The organism is Microvirga arabica, assembly GCF_016811235.1.
In the GTDB taxonomy this organism is placed as follows: Bacteria; Pseudomonadota; Alphaproteobacteria; order Rhizobiales; family Beijerinckiaceae; genus Microvirga; species Microvirga arabica.
Genome location: NZ_JAFBID010000111.1, coordinates 1 through 15,599, shown reverse-complemented (window position 1 = coordinate 15,599; position 15,599 = coordinate 1). Strand labels below are relative to the sequence as shown.

The following is a 15,599-nucleotide window of genomic DNA, read 5'->3' as shown; positions in this document are numbered from 1 at the left end:
TGAACACTGCTGCCTCCGCTACTGTGACCGCAGTCTCAGTAGCTGAAACTCTGAAACGAAAAGTTTGCGACGGAGCCAGCACGAGCAGAGGCAAGGAAGAAGACTTCCTGTGTGGTGGGGGTGAGATGGGCGAACTCATCCGCACCCACGACTGGGCATCCACACCCCTCGGACCACCGGCCTCATGGCCGCAGACCCTCAAGACCAGCGTGCGCCTGATGCTCGGCACCCGTCATCCGGTCTTCATCTGGTGGGGGGACGATCTCATCCAGTTCTACAATGACGCCTACCGCCAGACCATGGGGCCGGAGCGCCACCCCGGCGCCCTTAGCCAGGGTGGGCGGGAGTGCTGGGCCGAAATCTGGCACATCGTCGGCCCGCAGATCGAGTACGTCATGGCTGGCAAGGGAGCGACCTGGCAGGGGGAGCAGCTCGTACCGGTGACCCGCCATGGCCGGCGGGAGGAGATGTGGTGGACCTACGGTTACAGCCCCATCGACGACGGCTCACGTCCGAGCGGGGTCGGCGGGGTTCTGGTGCTGTGCAATGACGTGACCCACCAGCGAACGGACGCCCGGCTCGCCGAAACCCAGCGTCGCCTGAACGCGGTACTGAACAATGCCTCGGTGTCGATCTTCCTCATGGATGACAGGCAACAGTGCGTCTACATGAACGCCGCGGCCGAGAAGATGACCGGGTACACCCTTGAGGAGGTGCAAGGCCGTCCCTTGCACGACGTGATCCATCACACCCGGCCGGACGGGAGCCATTTTCCCCTTGAGGAGTGCGCCATCGACCGCGCCTTTCCCGAGGACAACCAGATGCAGGGCGAGGAGGTGTTCGTCCACAAGGATGGCAGCTTCTATCCTGTGGTGTTTACGGCCAGCCCCATCCGGGATGCTGACGCCAACACGATCGGCACGATCATCGAAGTGCGGGAGATCAGCGCCGAGAAGAAAGCGCAGGAGCATCAGCGCATCCTCATCAACGAGCTCAACCACCGGGTCAAGAACACGCTCGCGACCGTGCAGTCGCTAGCCGCCCAGAGCTTCCGCGGGATCAGCACGGAGGATCAGCCCAGCATCAAGGCTTTCGAGGAGCGCCTGTTTGCTCTGGCGCGTGCCCATGATGTCCTGACCAGAGAGAACTGGGAAAAGGCGGAACTGGGCGAGATCCTTGAAGAGGTTCTCGAACCCTATCGGAGGCTGGGCTCTCGCATCGAGATCAATGGATCAGCCATTGCCCTGCCGCCGGGCACAGCCCTAGCGCTGGCCATGGCCGTTCATGAGCTTGCAACCAACGCCGGGAAGTACGGGGCCCTCTCGACTCCTGAAGGTCGGGTTGCAATCACCTGGAGGGTCACTCCAGGCGATCCTCCGCATCTGGCGCTGCGCTGGCAGGAGCGGGATGGGCCCTTGGTGACGCCCCCGACCCGCAGGGGATTTGGAACTCGGCTGATCGAGAGGATGCTGGCTAACGAACTGTCCGGTGAGGTCGATCTGGCCTTCGAGCCCACGGGCGTGGTCTGTTCCGTCAGGGCGCCACTGGCGGGAGCAACCTTCATCCAGCCGAAAAGGGCGGGCAAGGCTCGCCTCATGACATGCGGTTGCCAAACCACCTACTGCGTCTGTTAAGGTAGGTGGGCTGCTGATCTGGCGGCCCGTGTGGCTTTGACCGCTACGGGCAACAATCGATTGCGCGAAATTGTCATAGAGACCAGTGGCGGCTGCCGTGGAACTCATCCTATGGCAGTCTCATTCAAGATCTTATGCATTGGAATGGAAGCCGTCATTCACAGGCAATAGTAGCTAGAAGGAGCGAGCGCCGCGCGCATCATCGGCGGCCGACGTCACTCATGGCCCAAATTCTGCTTGGGACCGGATCTCCAGGCCTGAGTTGTACCGTTCGCGATATCTCGGCGGGTGGGGCTGGATTAGCATTCGCAGAACCGACCGAGCTGCCGGCAGGGTTTGTCCTGGCCATTCCCAATCTGGACCTTATGGTTGCGGCTCACCTCAGATGGAGCCACGGGGAGCGGCACGGTGTAGCATTCGTGTGGCCGCAGCATCAGTAATCCGCAAGCAGGCACTTACCAAGGAGACCCCATGGCGAGAAAACCGCAAGACGAGGAAGAGCACACCGAGGTCAGCACGCCTCAACTCGACCGGCTCGAGAAGCTTGCCAACACGGCAGCGACAGCCGCTCAGGCGAGGCACTGGCGAGCCCGCCAGAATGGCCTACGCGAGCAGGAAGAGGCCTCGGAAGTGCGGTCTCTGAATCATGATGCAGAGGCCCGAGCGCAGGCCGAAGCGGCGATGCAGCGGATGATGGCGAACCCCAAGGGCAAACGTCGCTAGGTGAGCGCCTAGAGCGCCATTAACTGATCGTTCAACCCTCACCGGCAATGGTCCGGCCCCTCGCCTCTGTAGGGGTAGCACAGCGTAACAAAGGAGTTCCACAATGGCAGAAGCCACCAAAACCAAGAAGCCGAATGCGGCGCTGGCGAAGCCGCTGCAGCCCTCGAATGAGTTGGCAGCCGTTGTCGGCTCGTCTCCCCTGCCCCGCACAGAAGTGGTGAGCAAGGTGTGGGAGTACATCAAGGCCAACAACCTCCAGAACCCCGAGAACAAGCGCGAGATCCTGGCCGATGACAAGCTCCGGCCGGTCTTTGGTGGCAAGGACAAGGTCAGCATGTTCGAGATGAACAAGCACTTCGCCCAGCACCTCGCCTGAGATTCCGTTGTACGGGTAGGCTGACCTGCACGAATTGTTAAGCTTGGCTGTTTGATGATGCGGGCAACGAGCGCGTTGCGTATCAGCCCGTACAATCTCCATAGCCCCCAATGCTTGGAGCTGGCCCTAGTGGAGAGCCCTTACCCTCTCCGCTGGGGCCTTTTTTGTGACGAAGTCGCTCCTAGCGATGCAGGACCATCTGGCATTTTAGATGATTCTGAAGTTGTCATATGTGAGCCATAGCCATGGTTCGATCTTGGCAAAATTCACCGCCGCACCCGACCCATTCCCGTCGGCATCATACAACAGTGCGCCCGATGCAAAGTCGTAAAGGACGCGCACCTCGGCACCGATCGCTTTATCACCCCACTGGAACGTGCTCCAATCGAGTGCTCCGCGGTCGCCGACACTCTTGAAGATGGTGAAGCGCTTGGGTTGAGCTATGACGGAATTTAGGTGACGCGGCCGATCAGGCGGCGCTGTTTGTCGGCATCGGGATGACCTCGCTGCCATCCTTGAACCTGACACCGGCAATCACCTTGGGCAACTGGTTTTCGCCCATCAGCCGACGCCAGCTTTTCGCAGCCGCCATGATGAGCTTGAACACCATCAGCCGCGCTGTGGTTGGGGACAGCGAGCCCTTGGTGCGCACGGTCCGGTGCCGCACCGTGGCGAACACACTCTTGATCGGGTTTGTTGTTCGCAGATGGATCCAGTGCTCGGCCGGCCAGTCAAAGAAGGCCAGCGCCCGCTGATCCTTGCGCACGCACTCCACCGCCTTGGGATAACGCGCCTGGTAGGCCTCGGTGAACAGGTCGATGGCCACCTCGGCCTGAGCGCGTGTCGGGGCGAGATAGATCTCCCGCAGGGCTGCCTTCATGCCGGGCTGCACGGATTTCGGCACCTTGTTGAGCACGTTGGCGGTTTTGTGCAGCCAGCATCTCTGGTGATGCGTACCGGGGAAGAGTTCGTCGAGCGCCTTCCAGAAGCCGAGTGCCCCATCCCCAACGGCGATCCGGGCGCAATGGACAGGCCCCTTCGCTTGATCTCGACCAGCAGTTCTCTCCAGCTCTGGGCGCTCTCGCGCACGCCGGCCTGGAAGCCCACCAGCTCCTTCTTGCCTTCCGGCGTGGCGCCGATCAGCACCAGGATGCATTCGGCCTGATCCTCCATGCGGGCTTGGAGGTAGACGCCGTCAGCCCAGACGTAGACGTAATGCCGGGCCGAGAGATCCCGGGCCTGCCAACGCTCGTACTCGGCCTGCCATTCGCCGGTGAGCCGGGAGATCACCGAGGGCGAGAGGTTGGGCGCGTCCTTGCCGATCAGGGCTGAGAGTGCCTCCTGGAAGTCGCCGGTGGAGAGCCCGCGCAGGTACAGGATCGGCAGCAGCGCATCCAGGCTCTTTGTCCGCCGGGCCCATTTCGGCAGGATGGCGGAGGTAAAGCGGATCCGGTCCTCGCCTGTGGCGCCGCGGTCGCGGATCTTGACCCGGCTGACGGCCACCGGGCCGATGCCGGTCTGGAGCGTGCGCTCGGGCCCATGTCCGTGCCGGACCAGGCGCTCACGTCCATCCGGCAGCTTCAGGTCGCGCATGCTGGAAAGATAAGCCTCGGCTTCGATCTCGATGGCCTGGGCCAGAAGCTTGCGGGCGCCGGCGCGCAGAATATCCGTCAGGGGATCGTTGATCTCGTCAGGCTGACGCAGGCGCAAAACATTGGTAGTGTCGTTCATGGCATATCGCTCTTCTTCAAGAGGTTCTGGCAGGCTCGTCACCCGCCTCGATACGCCGCCCTTCTCAAACCGGCATCACCCACTTTCCGCTATAGCTCGCTTGGGTTTGGTGCCGATCACTCTATAGAAGCGACTATCGCTTCCGCCCAAACAACGCGCCTATCAGACCGCGTGGCGTAGAGGCGGGCTGAGGCTCGACACCAACCTGAGTCGGTTCAAAGCTTATTGCCGGTTCTGGTGCTTGTACGATCTCGGGGTCCGAGTGAACCTCTAGTTCACCCTGATGCTGCTCGTCTGCTTGCGGCTCGGCCTCTGTCAATGGCTTCAGTGACATTGCATCGGATGCGGGCTCTCTCTCCAACTCCTGTGCTGCCGCAGACAGCACCTGAATCCGACCCGGAAAGTCATTCGGGGGCTCGTAGCTAACGTAATCATGGAAACCGGGCCTGATGCGGTGCTCACGGTCGAGGATAACCTCATCCTTAACTTCCACCGCGAAGAACCTTCCTTCTGCGGTGGTCACATCCACCCGGCTCACCACCCCCTCGAAGAAGCTCCTCATTGAACCCGGAGGATGGAAATGGACGCGAACCTCATCTCCAACCGCAATTTGCCGAGCAGTTGCGTCAGCCATTCACAGAGGCTCCACCTCGTTGCGGCAGGTGCTGCGAAGCCCACATGGCTGCCTGTGTGCGATTGGCGGCCCCGATCTTCCGTAGGATAGCTTTGACATGCACCTTGACGGTAGCCTCGGTGACATCGAAGTGGCGAGCAATAACCTTGTTGGGCGACCCTTCCTTGAGACAGCCAAGGATTTGTGCCTCTCGCGTTGAAAGCTTGTAAGCTTTAAGATCGGGCTGCCTCGGCTCTGCCGATTTGTCTTGAAGCAGTGGATCACGCCTCTCAGCGACCCCATCCATGATCGAGCGCAGCACTTCAGAGGGCAGGACACTCTCGCCGAGCATGACCAGTTCCAACGACTTGATTAAAACCGCAGGGCTACTGTCAACCAAGCAGAAGCCATTTACGCCTGCCCCATGTGCCGTCTGCACGAAGCTGCGGTCGAACTGGTCGGCCAGAGCCACGATCCGGGTCTCTGGCGACCGCTCTCTCGCCTGCCTCGCCACCTCAAGAACACGACCCGTGTTCTGGCTGGCATCAATGATGACCAAGGCTGTATTAGCGGCACAATAATGGAGCCGCTTTGGACCTTTGGCAGACGTTGCCTCGGAAATCGCGAACGGTGTGTTCCGCAGGATGTGCTGAAGTCCTGACCGGAGAAGGAGACTATCACAGAGCAGAGCTACTGGGATGGTGGGAGCAAAACTGCTGTGGGCGTAGTCGGTGCGGTTTTGGTCATTCTGAACAAGAGTGAGCGTCTGCGCAGTCATTCGTGCCCTCTGTTTAGCCATTGGAGTTAATCAAGAGTAAACAATAAGCAGAAACTTTGTCTGTCTGAATCCCGACAATGTCTGCCTCACAGGAAGCTCTACTTTGGGCCTCCGATCCCTTTTCCGTTACTCATCTTCACTAAGTTCCTATGGTCGAACGGGAGGCGAGCCGGACCTAATACACTCCAATAGGAGCAAAAAAGAAGCGCCCAGTGGCACTTCGAGGTCCCGGCCCGTAGGGGCAGATGAGCCGGTGCAACTGAGAAGACGCTCAGCCTGCCGCCTGCAAGTTGTCCGAGATAGCTGACGACAGGTGCTTCTGGAGTTCGGCGATCAAGGCCAAGTAGGGCTGACGCCGCTCGCGATGCCTGCGCTTCAGACTGTCTATAATTTACTTCTTCAGCATCGGGTCAGTTCGGCTTTTCTCCAGCCGCTGCATCTCGTGCTGATGCTCAAAGTCAAGGTTGGATAAGGTGCGTGACGTGCTCTGCAATAAGGCATTCAAGTCAAAGGTTTGCCCCCCGCCAACAATCAGGCGGTTCAGCGCGGACGAGACATGCTGATGGTTCTGCATTGCAGCCCCCAATTTGGTCGTGTTGAGCCGCACCTCTGTTAGGTGCTTAAGCTCAGCACGTGCCACTTTTCAAGAAGCGGCTCATCCCTAAACCATTGGGCTTCAGCACATCCCGGTTATGCTACGGCTACCAGCCATTAAACTTGAGAATTCAGGCGACTGTCAGCCGTCATGGTCCAGATGTTTTCTGGAGGCGGGTTGGGGAATACTGAAAGAGGTATCTTGTGTCTGTATGAAAGCCGACAAATATGATAACTCTTTCGTATATATCAGATTGTCGCGACAGAATTGTCTACTTGCTCCAACTTTGCGGGGTTCTGTCGCAAACTCGAAGTATAGGCGATTATCAGCCCTATTCCCGGTCACAACGGCGGCGTTAAGCCGTTGATTTTGCAGAAGCCGGTCATCGCGAGCTTGCCAGTATCTTCAAGTAAAAAGCGAATTTGCGACAGAACCCTCCAACGACCTCAGCCACGAGCTCGCTAGCTTCCTCCAGGGTGTGAAGGCTGCGTAGGTTTGAGGGTGGTAAACTAAGGGTAGGTCGAGCTTGCCCCACGCTTGCTCAGCCATCCTACAGGCCAAACTCAGGGAAGGGTCGCTCGAAACAGCGGCCCTTTCTCTTTCTGCAATCCTCAGATCAGAGAGTGAGCTCGGAGATGGTGGTGGTGTCGCGGGAGTAGGTCACGGGGAGGGGTGAAGAGAGGGTTGAAGGAACCAAACAAACAAGGAAACGCCCTCGCGCTCAACTTAGGCGCGTGCCCATTCGGTTCTGTTGTAGCTTTCAACAAATACACCTGCGACCTGCCCGGTACCGTCTTCAATCGGTCGGTAGACAAAATCGGTCATGTGCTCCTCCATTGGAGCACCCTTCCTTGGCTGAAACAGGATTGGCATCATGAAACCGATCAAGGGCTTCTTGGTTTGGTAGACCTGATCCATTAGTTCGAAATAGCCCTGACCTCTCACCTCAGGAAAAGCCTCTCGACTCGGTAGACCGAGAAATCCCCCTCGGCCGGCCGCTCTGACAAATCCTTCATTCGCGGCATCAATGATGAGGTCAGGGCCTCGTAAGACAACCCTGCAGGTTTGGGAGCTGGGCAATCCCAAACCGCTGACGCTCGGGGAGTTCATGAAGAATTCCAGGGAGTCGCCGATGTCCCTCGTTGCAACTAGAGGGGCAAAACCCCCAGCAGCTGTGATCCCTCGGTGCTCATCCAGCCTGTTGATCATAGCTCGAACACCCTTGCGAAGGCGCTCTTTGAGAGTAGCAGGCTCACGCTCCCACCCACGGGCGCATTGAAGGGTGTCGTATACGGCCCGAGCGACAGCTTCAACTTCATCTTCGTCCGTAGGCACCTTGCCACTCCCGCAATGAACCTTAGGCGCTATTTACCAGCTTCGCATCAACGTGAGAAGATGTTCCGGGCCGCTAATCAATACAAAAGCCGCGAGCTCGCCGTTGAGCTCGGGAGATGGCGGCGATGTCGCGGGACAGAGCCGGATCCGCTTTTCCATCTCTGGCGCATAGCGCTGAACCCAACGAAAGATCGTGGATGGATCAACGGCGACACCGCGTTCCTGCATCATCTCAGCCAAGTCGCGGTAGCTGATCCCGTACTTTCAGTACCAGCGCACGCACAGAAGGATGATTTAGCCGAAAAGCGACGGCGTTTGAATATCGACAACAGGGCGGCTCATCAAATGGCCGCTCCGAATTACCCGGCCGGGGCTAACGCAACAGTGCCCTTCCTGCTCCGGTAAGACCTTGAGGCGGGCCGCATGCGCCCCATTATGGCCCTCGATCTCACGCCTGCGCTTACGGTACTCGGTATAGAAGGCGTGGCGCAGGATCGTGAACAGCCATGCGCCAAGACTGCTGCCGCGCTCAAACCGGTCAAAGTTGGCCCACGCCCGCAGTAAGGTGTCCTGAACCAGATCATCGACCCTGATGGGATCGTTGGTCGGGGAGAAGGCGAATGCCCGCAGGTTTGGAAGGTACCTGAGCATCTCGTCACGTGAGGTCGCATCAACAGGGCAGACGTTAGATGGTTGTGTGGCTGGACGGGAGCGGCGAGTTCTGCAGACGAGAGCAATCTGTCGCTCATGGGATAGCGGATGCAGATGCTGCAAACGCCTCAGCCGGTGCCACACAGGCTGGCTGTGGGCTGTGTCCTGCTTTGGCGAATGACGATGCTCGTGAGCATTTAGTGCCATGGCTTAGCTCCACCTTGGCTACGCCTCAACATACACCTGCGGTTGCCGGGGAGCCAGCCCATTCGGTCGGACTAGATCAAGTCTGAGGATGGCTTGAGCACACGCTGGGTAAGGGCACCGTTGATCTTTCGAACCTACTCGGATGCGCCAATTGGCCAGACCGTCATCATGCTGATACGGCTGGATGATGTGGAGCAGCATCCCGATTGAGGGTGCTTTCAAAAGGAACAAGATATTGGTCGCACAGGGCACCTCATTCCTTCAGGACATGTTCCTAAAGCACCTTCGCGACCACCAAGTTGAAGTCACCATCTTTCTGGCGAACGGCATCAGGCTCCAAGGCCAAATCAGATCGTTCGACAGCTACACGGTCCGGCTTGTCCGGGGCACTGGAACACAGCTCGTCTATAAGCATGCGATCTCGGCCATCTACCCAGCGGTTCCTATCGAAATGCCAGACCTAAGCTCATTCGGGTAAACCAGCCATTCTCAAACCGTCTCGAAGAAGAACAACCTGCTGCTCTCCCAATGGTGGGAATGGGAGGGTGCTGATCCTCTGGTTGGGAAGCACCTCCTCCAATCCAGAGAGAGCGGCTTTCGCCGCTGCGAAGTCATTGAGATGAGCATGGCTGGCGGCGAGGACCACCCATGCGATCCACCAGTTTGTCCTCCGCGCGATGGCGTGTTGCGCCCATTCCCGAGCTTTCTGATAGTCCTTCTTAAAAAAGTAGGCCGCAGCCAAAGTCGTGTACCGGAAGAAGATACTGGGATCACGCGGGTTGAGCCGGATGGCCATTTCGACCATCGCGATGCTTTCGTCCGACCGGCCCGCCCAAGCGAGAGTTGTTCCCAGACTTCCGTACGCAAGAGAGAAGTTTGGGTTGATCTCCAGAGCCTGCTGGTAGGCGGCAATGGCCTCCTCCCGTCGCCCAAGCAGGCCCATCAGCACGTTGCCATAGGTCCACTGCGTGTACTCATCGCGATCATCCCGCCGAATGGCTTCACGGGCTTCGGCAATAGCCTCCTCCCGCATGGCAGACGGATCAGACGCAAAGGCCATATACACGAGGTGATAGGTGGCCGTGGCCACGATCTGCGGTCCCTTCGGGCTTAGAGGGTCATGCTGCTTGATCTCAAGCCCGATCTCACGAGCCCTCTCCAGACTTTTACGGGTCAGTTGATAAATTTCCCGCCACCCGCGCTTGGCCATATCCCAAGTATGGAAGTCAGGGTGTTCGTGCCGTTCAGCAATCAGACCCTCATTAAGAACGACTTGGGTCTGGGTAGAGGCAACGATGCTGCGTGTGATGTCGTCTTGAACCTCGAACAAATCAGCCAATGGGCGGTCGTACCGGTCGCTCCAGATGTGGGTGCCTGTGCTCGCCTCCAAAAGATGGACATTGACGCGAACCCGCCCTCCAGACCTCCGCACATTTCCTTCCACGATGTACCGGACCCCAAGTTCCTGCCCCACCTGCCTTACATCGGGAGCGTTACCTTTGTAGGTAAAGGTTGAATTCCGTGCGATGACGAAGAAAGCGCTGATGCGCGAAAGCTCTGTGATTATGTCTTCGGTGATGCCCTCGGCGAAATGATCCTGCTCAGGTTCGCCACCCACATTGGAGAATGGGAGCACAGCGATGGATGGCTTATCAGGAAGAGGCAACGTCTTGGACTGGGGTGCTGGTTGGAGGGTCGGGGGAGCATTGCCGGTGAGGACAGCGGCAAAAGCCCGAATTGGCTCCTCGATGTTCTTGATCTTTTGTCGCCCGAGATCACTGAAGCTGACTGACACAGACTTCCGCACATACCCATAGGCGGCTTCCGAGATGCAGATGCCGCCCGGATCAGCGAGGCTTTCTAAGCGGGCCGCGATATTCACCCCGTCACCCAACAGGTCGCCGCCTTGCACCATCACGTCGCCAACATGCACTCCAATCCGAAACTGGAGCCGCCGCTCGGCGGGGGTGTCTTGACTGGCTTGCGCGAGAGCCTCTTGCACTAGCACAGCGCACTGAACAGCATCCACAGCGCTTTGGAACTCGGCCAAGACGCTATCGCCTGCTGTATTGGCAATCCGTCCGCCATGCTCGGCGATTAGCCGATCCATAATCTCGCGATGGGCCGCCAAAGCGTGGAGAGTTCTAAGCTCGTCTTGGCTCATCAGCCGCGAATAGCCCGCCACATCAGCCGCGAAGATGGCTGCCAGCCGCCGCTCAACCTTGTTCTGTTGTGAACTCATAGACCCTCAGTGCCCCTACGGGTGAGATTCTGCTGGGCTCAGGTGATTTGGTTGGCCCACCTCCGAGAACATCGAAACGGGACTGCTCAGCGTCCGCTTGGAAGAACAGAACAGTCGCCCAAGCTACTTATTAGTATTCCAGATGTCGGTGGCGAGCTTCCATTCACCTCCGACCTTCTCCCACACGACCACGTACTTCCCGGTGATTTCCTGCGGCTGTGATCCCTTCGTACGGAAGGTGAATGTACCAATCTCTTGGGCTGTCTCACTGCCGAGTGGCTTCACATCCACCGTTGTGAGCTTCCCATTGCCAAGCTGCTCCGCAGCGCCCTTCCAGAAATTCTCGATGGCGCTCTTGCCCTTCATCATCTCGGCTCCGGGTGGCAGGATAACGGCATCGTCGGTGTAGAGAGCGGCGACCGCCGCTGCATCACCTGAATTGAAAGCTTGGGCAAATTTATCGTTCAAGCTCTGAATGATGGCTTTGTCCTGCGCCATGGCGGGGGCCGCTCCGCACAGGAAGATAGCTGTAAGCACAGCGAGGTTTCGCATGACCTCCCTCCTCTCAACCGGTGTATAAAATCAACATAACATCGCTGGGACTGGCTGCCACCCGACCCTCATTACCTCTTCGGAATGAGGGTCGGGTGCGAGTTCCTTCGAGATTGGTGTCTCTAATCTGCTTCAGGCCATGACCCGAGAAGTCTATGGCGACCAATCGGCTCCTATGCATAAGCCAGAAGCGCCTAAACTTTGCGACCGAGCAAGCAGCGAAGAGCCACCTTCAAGGCGGTAGAAGGGGCTGTTCTCGGGATAGGGCAGACACCCTGTTCCTACAATTGCCACAATATCCCGCTGCTTTGCACAATAGAGACCCGTAACTGGGACAGACCATAGGGGCATTCACCGGTTATCCGCGCCGCCACCGAGAGTGTCTCAATGCAAACCCTGCTCCCGACCAACGCCCCGACTGTTATGCTGTCTCCTCTATCCGACCCCATGGTGGACCAAACGCAGGGTTCTATTGACCTTCAGCAGCTTGGTGAGCGACTGCGGATAGCATATGGACCGGTTGAGGCTCCAATTCCGGCTCGGCTGGCAGAGCTTATGGAGCGGCTCGCACGGCGGGAGCAGACTGAAAATTAGACTGCTAGTCCATACCTTGGGTTCTGTCCCCCAGTCCCGCTGTCTAATAACGAAGGTGCTTGGACAGAAGAGATAGTGACATCGGCCTATTAAGTTCCGGTCGGGTCGGTCTGGATAAAGTGCCGCTGGAAGTCAGCCGGGGCGTACTCCTGACCGTCCGCGTCAATCATGACGTTCCGCGCGCCATCGTCCGCTAATCTGCGAGCCTGTTGGAGTGCCGTGATTGGCGTCTTACACGTGGTGGAGATAGGCCCACGCTCTCCCTCTCCAGTGACGACAAAGATCATGGGGCTCTCCATTCCTCGTAGAAGTGAGCTTTCTTGGAACACAGTTGGTCGCGACCTCTGCGCTCGGATCAGGCCGCCTCAACCATCCCGCGACGCATCACTAATGTGGTGTGGGTTTCCCAGACCGCCTCAAAGTCATGCCGCTCATAGAACCGAAAAGCTGCATTGTTTTTCAGCACGAACAGCGCCATCGACTTTGCGGTCCTATACTGCTCCCCGAGCAGCCATCGTATCACTCGTGAGCCAACTCCGCGCCGCTGGTGCTCAGGTGAGATATAGAGTTGCTTCAGGAAAATCTCGTCCCCTGCTTGTCTAAACTCTACCCAGCCGAAGTCTTGCCCGTTGAGGGTGATTATCCTTGTGTCCTCTGGACGCCAGAGGCGTGCAAACTGAGCCTCCTGCTCTTTGTCAACCCAGACCATCCATGCGCTCGCAAGAGGCTTGATCGTTTCGACGTAGAGGTCATAGGCGAAGGAGTAGTCAGCCAAACAGGCTGCTCGAAGAGCAATCGTCATAGGATGGATGTGAACCTTAGGGAGGTGGCTCAGCCACTGGTTAGGAGACTACGGGTGACACAATAAATTCAAACCTAGCCTTGGCAGTAAGCTGGCTGAAAACAGATACGAGCCCCACCGCAAAGGGTTCTGTCGCAAATTCGCTTTTTACTTGAAGATACTGGCAAGCTCGCGATGACCGGCTTCTGCAAAATCAACGGCTTAACGCCGCCGTTGTGACCGGGAATAGGGCTGATAATCGCCTATACTTCGAGTTTGCGACAGAACCATCGGCAGAGCATCGGCTTTCCGTGCCAAACGGATCGTAATGGCCATTTTATACCTTGTTACTTCATGGGAGTTGTTCTGCTCCAACGTCTCCTATGGGGCAAAGTGTAACGTAGAGCAGACCACATGAAGGTCGGCTCTGAGCTCCGAAGCTCGCCAAGCTCTTACGTCTCGGGAGTGTCATAAGCAGCCCTTTGTCTGTCTGCCACCCGCACTTGCCGCTGCCTTGCCGGTGAAGCTTGCCGTGGGACTCAAGTATCCTTTAGCGTTGGTGGCTCTGGGTGTCTGGCCGCGCGGTGAGTCGTGCCACAGCACGACCGGCTGCCACAAGCCATGCATCGCTTCGCGATGGGAACGGAGCGGCCATGTTCCGACGAGAGACGTTTCTAGCAGTCCTGGCGATGCTGATACTGGGCGCTTCTTTAGGAGGATGCGCGGCCCCGGCACAGCTCATGCACCCCGAACGGCAGTGGTTGGTGGGCCGCACCTACGTAGTCACCGGCGCCTCCAGCGGATTTGGACGCGGCGTTGCCCTCAAGCTGGCCAGCCATGGCTCCAACGTCGTCCTTGCCGCCCGCCGGACGGAGGTTCTCAAGGAGGTTGCGGCCGAGGTCCGTGCCGCAGGCGGCACGCCGCTGGTTGTGACCACAGACGTCAGCCAATCGAGGGATATGGATCGGCTCGCCAGGGCTGCGGTCGACCGGTTCGGTCGCATCGATGTATGGATCAACAATGCAGGCGTTGGTGCAATTGGCCGGTTCGAGGACGTGCCGCTTCGGGATTACGACCGGGTGATCGACGTCAACCTCAAGGGTGTGGTCTACGGCAGCCACACGGCGATGCGCCTGTTCCGCCAGCAGGGCTTTGGCACAATCGTCAACATCTCCTCAGTGGAGGGCGAGGTGCCGCTGGCCTATCAAGCGATCTACTCGGCGTCGAAGCATGCCGTGAATGGTCTCGGTGCGGCTCTGAATCAGGAGATCCGGCTCAATCGCCTGGACAATATCAAGGTTGTGACAGTCATGCCCTGGGCCGCCGATACGCCCTTTTTCGAGCATGCGGCGAACTATAGCGGCGGTACGCCTCGCATGGTTCTGATGGACGATCCCCAAAAGGTGGTGGACACCATCGTCTGGGCCTCAATCCACCCGACCAAGGAGGTTGCGGTCGGCTGGAAGGCTCAGACAGCCGTCACGGCCCACCGGCTCCTGCCCGATCTGACCGAGCACGTCGCCGGGGACATCTACCACAGGGTCCAGATTGAGACGGCGCCTCCAGCTCCTCCGACATCAGGGACGTTGCACCAGCCAATGCGCTCCGGCACGACGGTGGAAGGTGGCGTCAGGGAACGGATGCGGCGAGAGGACCAGGGAAGAAGACGATAGCTCACAACCCACAACGATCCGCAGCATCCTGGTGGCACGCTGCCACTACTGCTTCAGCAAAGTCCTGCTGGCTGAAGGGCTTCTGGAGCGTCGGGCAGTCGCTGAACCTGTCGAGCAGTCCATCTGCGCCATAGCCAGTTGCAAAGATTACCGGAATGCCGCGCTCGCGGATCACCTCGGCAATGGGATAGCTGAGGGTGCCATTCAGGTTGAGGTCGAGAACGGCGACCTCGAACTCTGCCTTATGAGCAAGCTCAAGAGCATCAGCAAACTTGGCGACCGGACCTACGATCTCGGCGCCGCAGTCCAGAACCATATCCTCAAGCAACATGCTGATCATCGCCTCATCCTCCACAACGAGAATGCGGCGCTTACGCTCGCTGGTCGGCATGGACGGGCTTCCGGGGCTATAGTCACTGTGCCTCCTGATTTCTGATACTTAGGCGAGGCACAGTGGAGTTAACAGGTTGTTAACTTTTATTCGGGCGGCTGACTTCAGGCATTAACCCATGTAACCGAGACTCGGCCTTTGCTGGCGGCTGTTCACAGCGAAACCGGCGGAATAACAACGATCAACCCCTTCTATCCCGGCGTCCCATGGGGAGCGAAATGGACGAGAGTTACTCCCGGACTGGCTTGATCTATGGCAATGGCCTTGGTGCTGGCCATCGGCAAGGCCTGCACCCTGCTGATCTGGCGTACGCTTCCGAAGCCGAGACCGCCTGTGCGGCAGGAACTGGTTGAAGCGTGGCGTCGTCGCAGAACCCGCATCCAGGTTGACGCGAAGGCTGCGTCAGCACCCCAAGATCCGCATCCTGTTGCCAATGACGGAATGGCCGATACCAGTCAGACCGAGAACACGTTCAGGCCAAGCACCTCTGCTCCCGGCCAAGCTCTTCACGGGACTACGACGCTGAGTGCACGAACAGCGCGGCCTTGACCAGACGGTCGGGGCCGAGATCCTCCTGGGCATCAAGGGCCAGGAGTTCCGCCAGGCGGGTGCGGGCGCGGTTGATGCGGCTCTTGATCGTGCCGAAATTGGTGCCGCAGATCTGCGCCGCCTCCTCGTATGACACGCCCTCGGCGCCCACCAGCAGCAGCGCCTCGCGCTGCT

The 15,599-nt window shown here is 58.6% G+C and carries 15 protein-coding genes and 3 pseudogenes; 6 read left to right on the top strand and 12 right to left on the bottom strand.

Going from position 1 to position 15,599, the window contains the following annotated elements; genetic code table 11:
• Nucleotides 1-125: 125 nt before the first annotated feature.
• From JQC81_RS29845 to JQC81_RS29830, 4 genes are all read left to right on the top strand, one after another.
• On the top strand, nt 126-1,634 hold the full coding sequence (locus JQC81_RS29845; protein ID WP_246520750.1) for a sensor histidine kinase: 1,509 nt from the start codon (nt 126-128) through the stop codon (nt 1,632-1,634).
• Nucleotides 1,635-1,768: 134 nt separating this feature from the next.
• Nucleotides 1,769-2,074: a PilZ domain-containing protein gene (locus tag JQC81_RS34545; RefSeq protein ID WP_376772475.1), complete on the top strand. Its 306-nt coding sequence runs from the start codon at nt 1,769-1,771 to the stop codon at nt 2,072-2,074.
• A 31-nt stretch (nt 2,075-2,105) separates the two neighbouring features.
• Nucleotides 2,106-2,357, top strand: coding sequence for a hypothetical protein (locus JQC81_RS29835; RefSeq protein WP_203275407.1), 252 nt, complete (start codon nt 2,106-2,108; stop codon nt 2,355-2,357).
• A 103-nt stretch (nt 2,358-2,460) separates the two neighbouring features.
• Nucleotides 2,461-2,733, top strand: coding sequence for an SWIB/MDM2 domain-containing protein (locus JQC81_RS29830; protein WP_203275406.1), 273 nt, complete (start codon nt 2,461-2,463; stop codon nt 2,731-2,733).
• A 469-nt stretch (nt 2,734-3,202) separates the two neighbouring features.
• On the opposite strand, the pseudogene JQC81_RS29825 reads toward JQC81_RS29830, so the two are convergent.
• The 7 genes and pseudogenes from JQC81_RS29825 to JQC81_RS34540 all read right to left on the bottom strand — a co-directional run.
• Nucleotides 3,203-4,464, bottom strand: a pseudogene (locus JQC81_RS29825) (IS256 family transposase).
• A gap of 133 nt (nt 4,465-4,597) precedes the next feature.
• The gene (locus JQC81_RS29820) at nt 4,598-5,098 is read right to left on the bottom strand and encodes a hypothetical protein (protein WP_203275405.1); all 501 of its coding nucleotides are present in this window, start codon (nt 5,096-5,098) and stop codon (nt 4,598-4,600) included.
• A complete protein-coding gene (locus JQC81_RS29815) occupies nt 5,091-5,855 on the bottom strand; it encodes a LuxR C-terminal-related transcriptional regulator (RefSeq protein ID WP_203275404.1) in 765 nt (254 codons plus the stop codon). Before JQC81_RS29815 ends, JQC81_RS29820 begins: the two co-directional genes overlap by 8 nt.
• Before the next feature lie 391 nt (nt 5,856-6,246).
• Nucleotides 6,247-6,429, bottom strand: coding sequence for a hypothetical protein (locus JQC81_RS29810; RefSeq protein WP_203275403.1), 183 nt, complete (start codon nt 6,427-6,429; stop codon nt 6,247-6,249).
• Between the two features lie 747 nt (nt 6,430-7,176).
• Nucleotides 7,177-7,560, bottom strand: coding sequence for a PAS domain-containing protein (locus tag JQC81_RS29805; RefSeq protein ID WP_246520752.1), 384 nt, complete (start codon nt 7,558-7,560; stop codon nt 7,177-7,179).
• A gap of 366 nt (nt 7,561-7,926) precedes the next feature.
• Nucleotides 7,927-8,114, bottom strand: a pseudogene (locus tag JQC81_RS29800) (IS6 family transposase); the annotation flags it as partial.
• A 124-nt stretch (nt 8,115-8,238) separates the two neighbouring features.
• Nucleotides 8,239-8,436: pseudogene (locus tag JQC81_RS34540) on the bottom strand (sigma factor); the annotation flags it as partial.
• Between the two features lie 391 nt (nt 8,437-8,827).
• On the opposite strand from JQC81_RS34540, the gene hfq reads away from it, so the two are divergent.
• Nucleotides 8,828-9,121: an RNA chaperone Hfq gene (gene hfq / locus JQC81_RS29790; protein WP_312887611.1), complete on the top strand. Its 294-nt coding sequence runs from the start codon at nt 8,828-8,830 to the stop codon at nt 9,119-9,121.
• Here hfq and JQC81_RS29785 read toward each other — a convergent pair.
• The 3 genes from JQC81_RS29785 to JQC81_RS29775 form a co-directional block, all read right to left on the bottom strand.
• Nucleotides 9,110-10,885: an adenylate/guanylate cyclase domain-containing protein gene (locus tag JQC81_RS29785; RefSeq protein ID WP_203275401.1), complete on the bottom strand. Its 1,776-nt coding sequence runs from the start codon at nt 10,883-10,885 to the stop codon at nt 9,110-9,112. The two genes, hfq and JQC81_RS29785, sit on opposite strands and share 12 nt — an antisense overlap.
• A 123-nt stretch (nt 10,886-11,008) precedes the next feature.
• Nucleotides 11,009-11,383 (bottom strand): YybH family protein, encoded by a 375-nt coding sequence (locus JQC81_RS29780; RefSeq protein ID WP_246520749.1) that lies wholly within the window; start codon nt 11,381-11,383, stop codon nt 11,009-11,011.
• A 1,003-nt stretch (nt 11,384-12,386) separates the two neighbouring features.
• On the bottom strand, nt 12,387-12,806 hold the full coding sequence (locus JQC81_RS29775; protein WP_203275399.1) for a GNAT family N-acetyltransferase: 420 nt from the start codon (nt 12,804-12,806) through the stop codon (nt 12,387-12,389).
• Between the two features lie 746 nt (nt 12,807-13,552).
• Here JQC81_RS29775 and JQC81_RS29770 point away from each other — a divergent pair.
• Nucleotides 13,553-14,485, top strand: coding sequence for an SDR family NAD(P)-dependent oxidoreductase (locus JQC81_RS29770; RefSeq protein WP_203275398.1), 933 nt, complete (start codon nt 13,553-13,555; stop codon nt 14,483-14,485).
• A 1-nt stretch (nt 14,486) separates the two neighbouring features.
• On the opposite strand, the gene JQC81_RS29765 is transcribed toward JQC81_RS29770, so the two are convergent.
• Both JQC81_RS29765 and JQC81_RS29760 read right to left on the bottom strand, forming a co-directional pair.
• Complete coding sequence (locus JQC81_RS29765; RefSeq protein WP_203275397.1) at nt 14,487-14,876, bottom strand: response regulator; 390 nt, start codon at nt 14,874-14,876, stop codon at nt 14,487-14,489.
• Nucleotides 14,877-15,390: 514 nt separating this feature from the next.
• Nucleotides 15,391-15,599: sigma factor-like helix-turn-helix DNA-binding protein (locus JQC81_RS29760; RefSeq protein ID WP_281400457.1), on the bottom strand; the 209-nt coding region annotated here is incomplete at its 5' end.

Bases quoted from the DNA above. Each gene is read 5' to 3' on its own strand.
- hfq (WP_312887611.1), top strand. From the start codon at position 8,828: ATGATGTGGAGCAGCATCCCGATTGAGGGTGCTTTCAAAAGGAACAAG.
- JQC81_RS29785 (WP_203275401.1), bottom strand. From the start codon at position 10,885: ATGAGTTCACAACAGAACAAGGTTGAGCGGCGGCTGGCAGCCATCTTC.
- JQC81_RS29770 (WP_203275398.1), top strand. From the start codon at position 13,553: ATGCACCCCGAACGGCAGTGGTTGGTGGGCCGCACCTACGTAGTCACC.
- JQC81_RS29810 (WP_203275403.1), bottom strand. From the start codon at position 6,429: ATGCAGAACCATCAGCATGTCTCGTCCGCGCTGAACCGCCTGATTGTT.
- JQC81_RS29820 (WP_203275405.1), bottom strand. From the start codon at position 5,098: ATGGCTGACGCAACTGCTCGGCAAATTGCGGTTGGAGATGAGGTTCGC.
- JQC81_RS29815 (WP_203275404.1), bottom strand. From the start codon at position 5,855: ATGACTGCGCAGACGCTCACTCTTGTTCAGAATGACCAAAACCGCACC.
- JQC81_RS29765 (WP_203275397.1), bottom strand. From the start codon at position 14,876: ATGCCGACCAGCGAGCGTAAGCGCCGCATTCTCGTTGTGGAGGATGAG.
- JQC81_RS34545 (WP_376772475.1), top strand. From the start codon at position 1,769: ATGCATTGGAATGGAAGCCGTCATTCACAGGCAATAGTAGCTAGAAGG.
- JQC81_RS29830 (WP_203275406.1), top strand. From the start codon at position 2,461: ATGGCAGAAGCCACCAAAACCAAGAAGCCGAATGCGGCGCTGGCGAAG.
- JQC81_RS29845 (WP_246520750.1), top strand. From the start codon at position 126: ATGGGCGAACTCATCCGCACCCACGACTGGGCATCCACACCCCTCGGA.
- JQC81_RS29835 (WP_203275407.1), top strand. From the start codon at position 2,106: ATGGCGAGAAAACCGCAAGACGAGGAAGAGCACACCGAGGTCAGCACG.
- JQC81_RS29805 (WP_246520752.1), bottom strand. From the start codon at position 7,560: ATGAACTCCCCGAGCGTCAGCGGTTTGGGATTGCCCAGCTCCCAAACC.
- JQC81_RS29780 (WP_246520749.1), bottom strand. From the start codon at position 11,383: ATGGCGCAGGACAAAGCCATCATTCAGAGCTTGAACGATAAATTTGCC.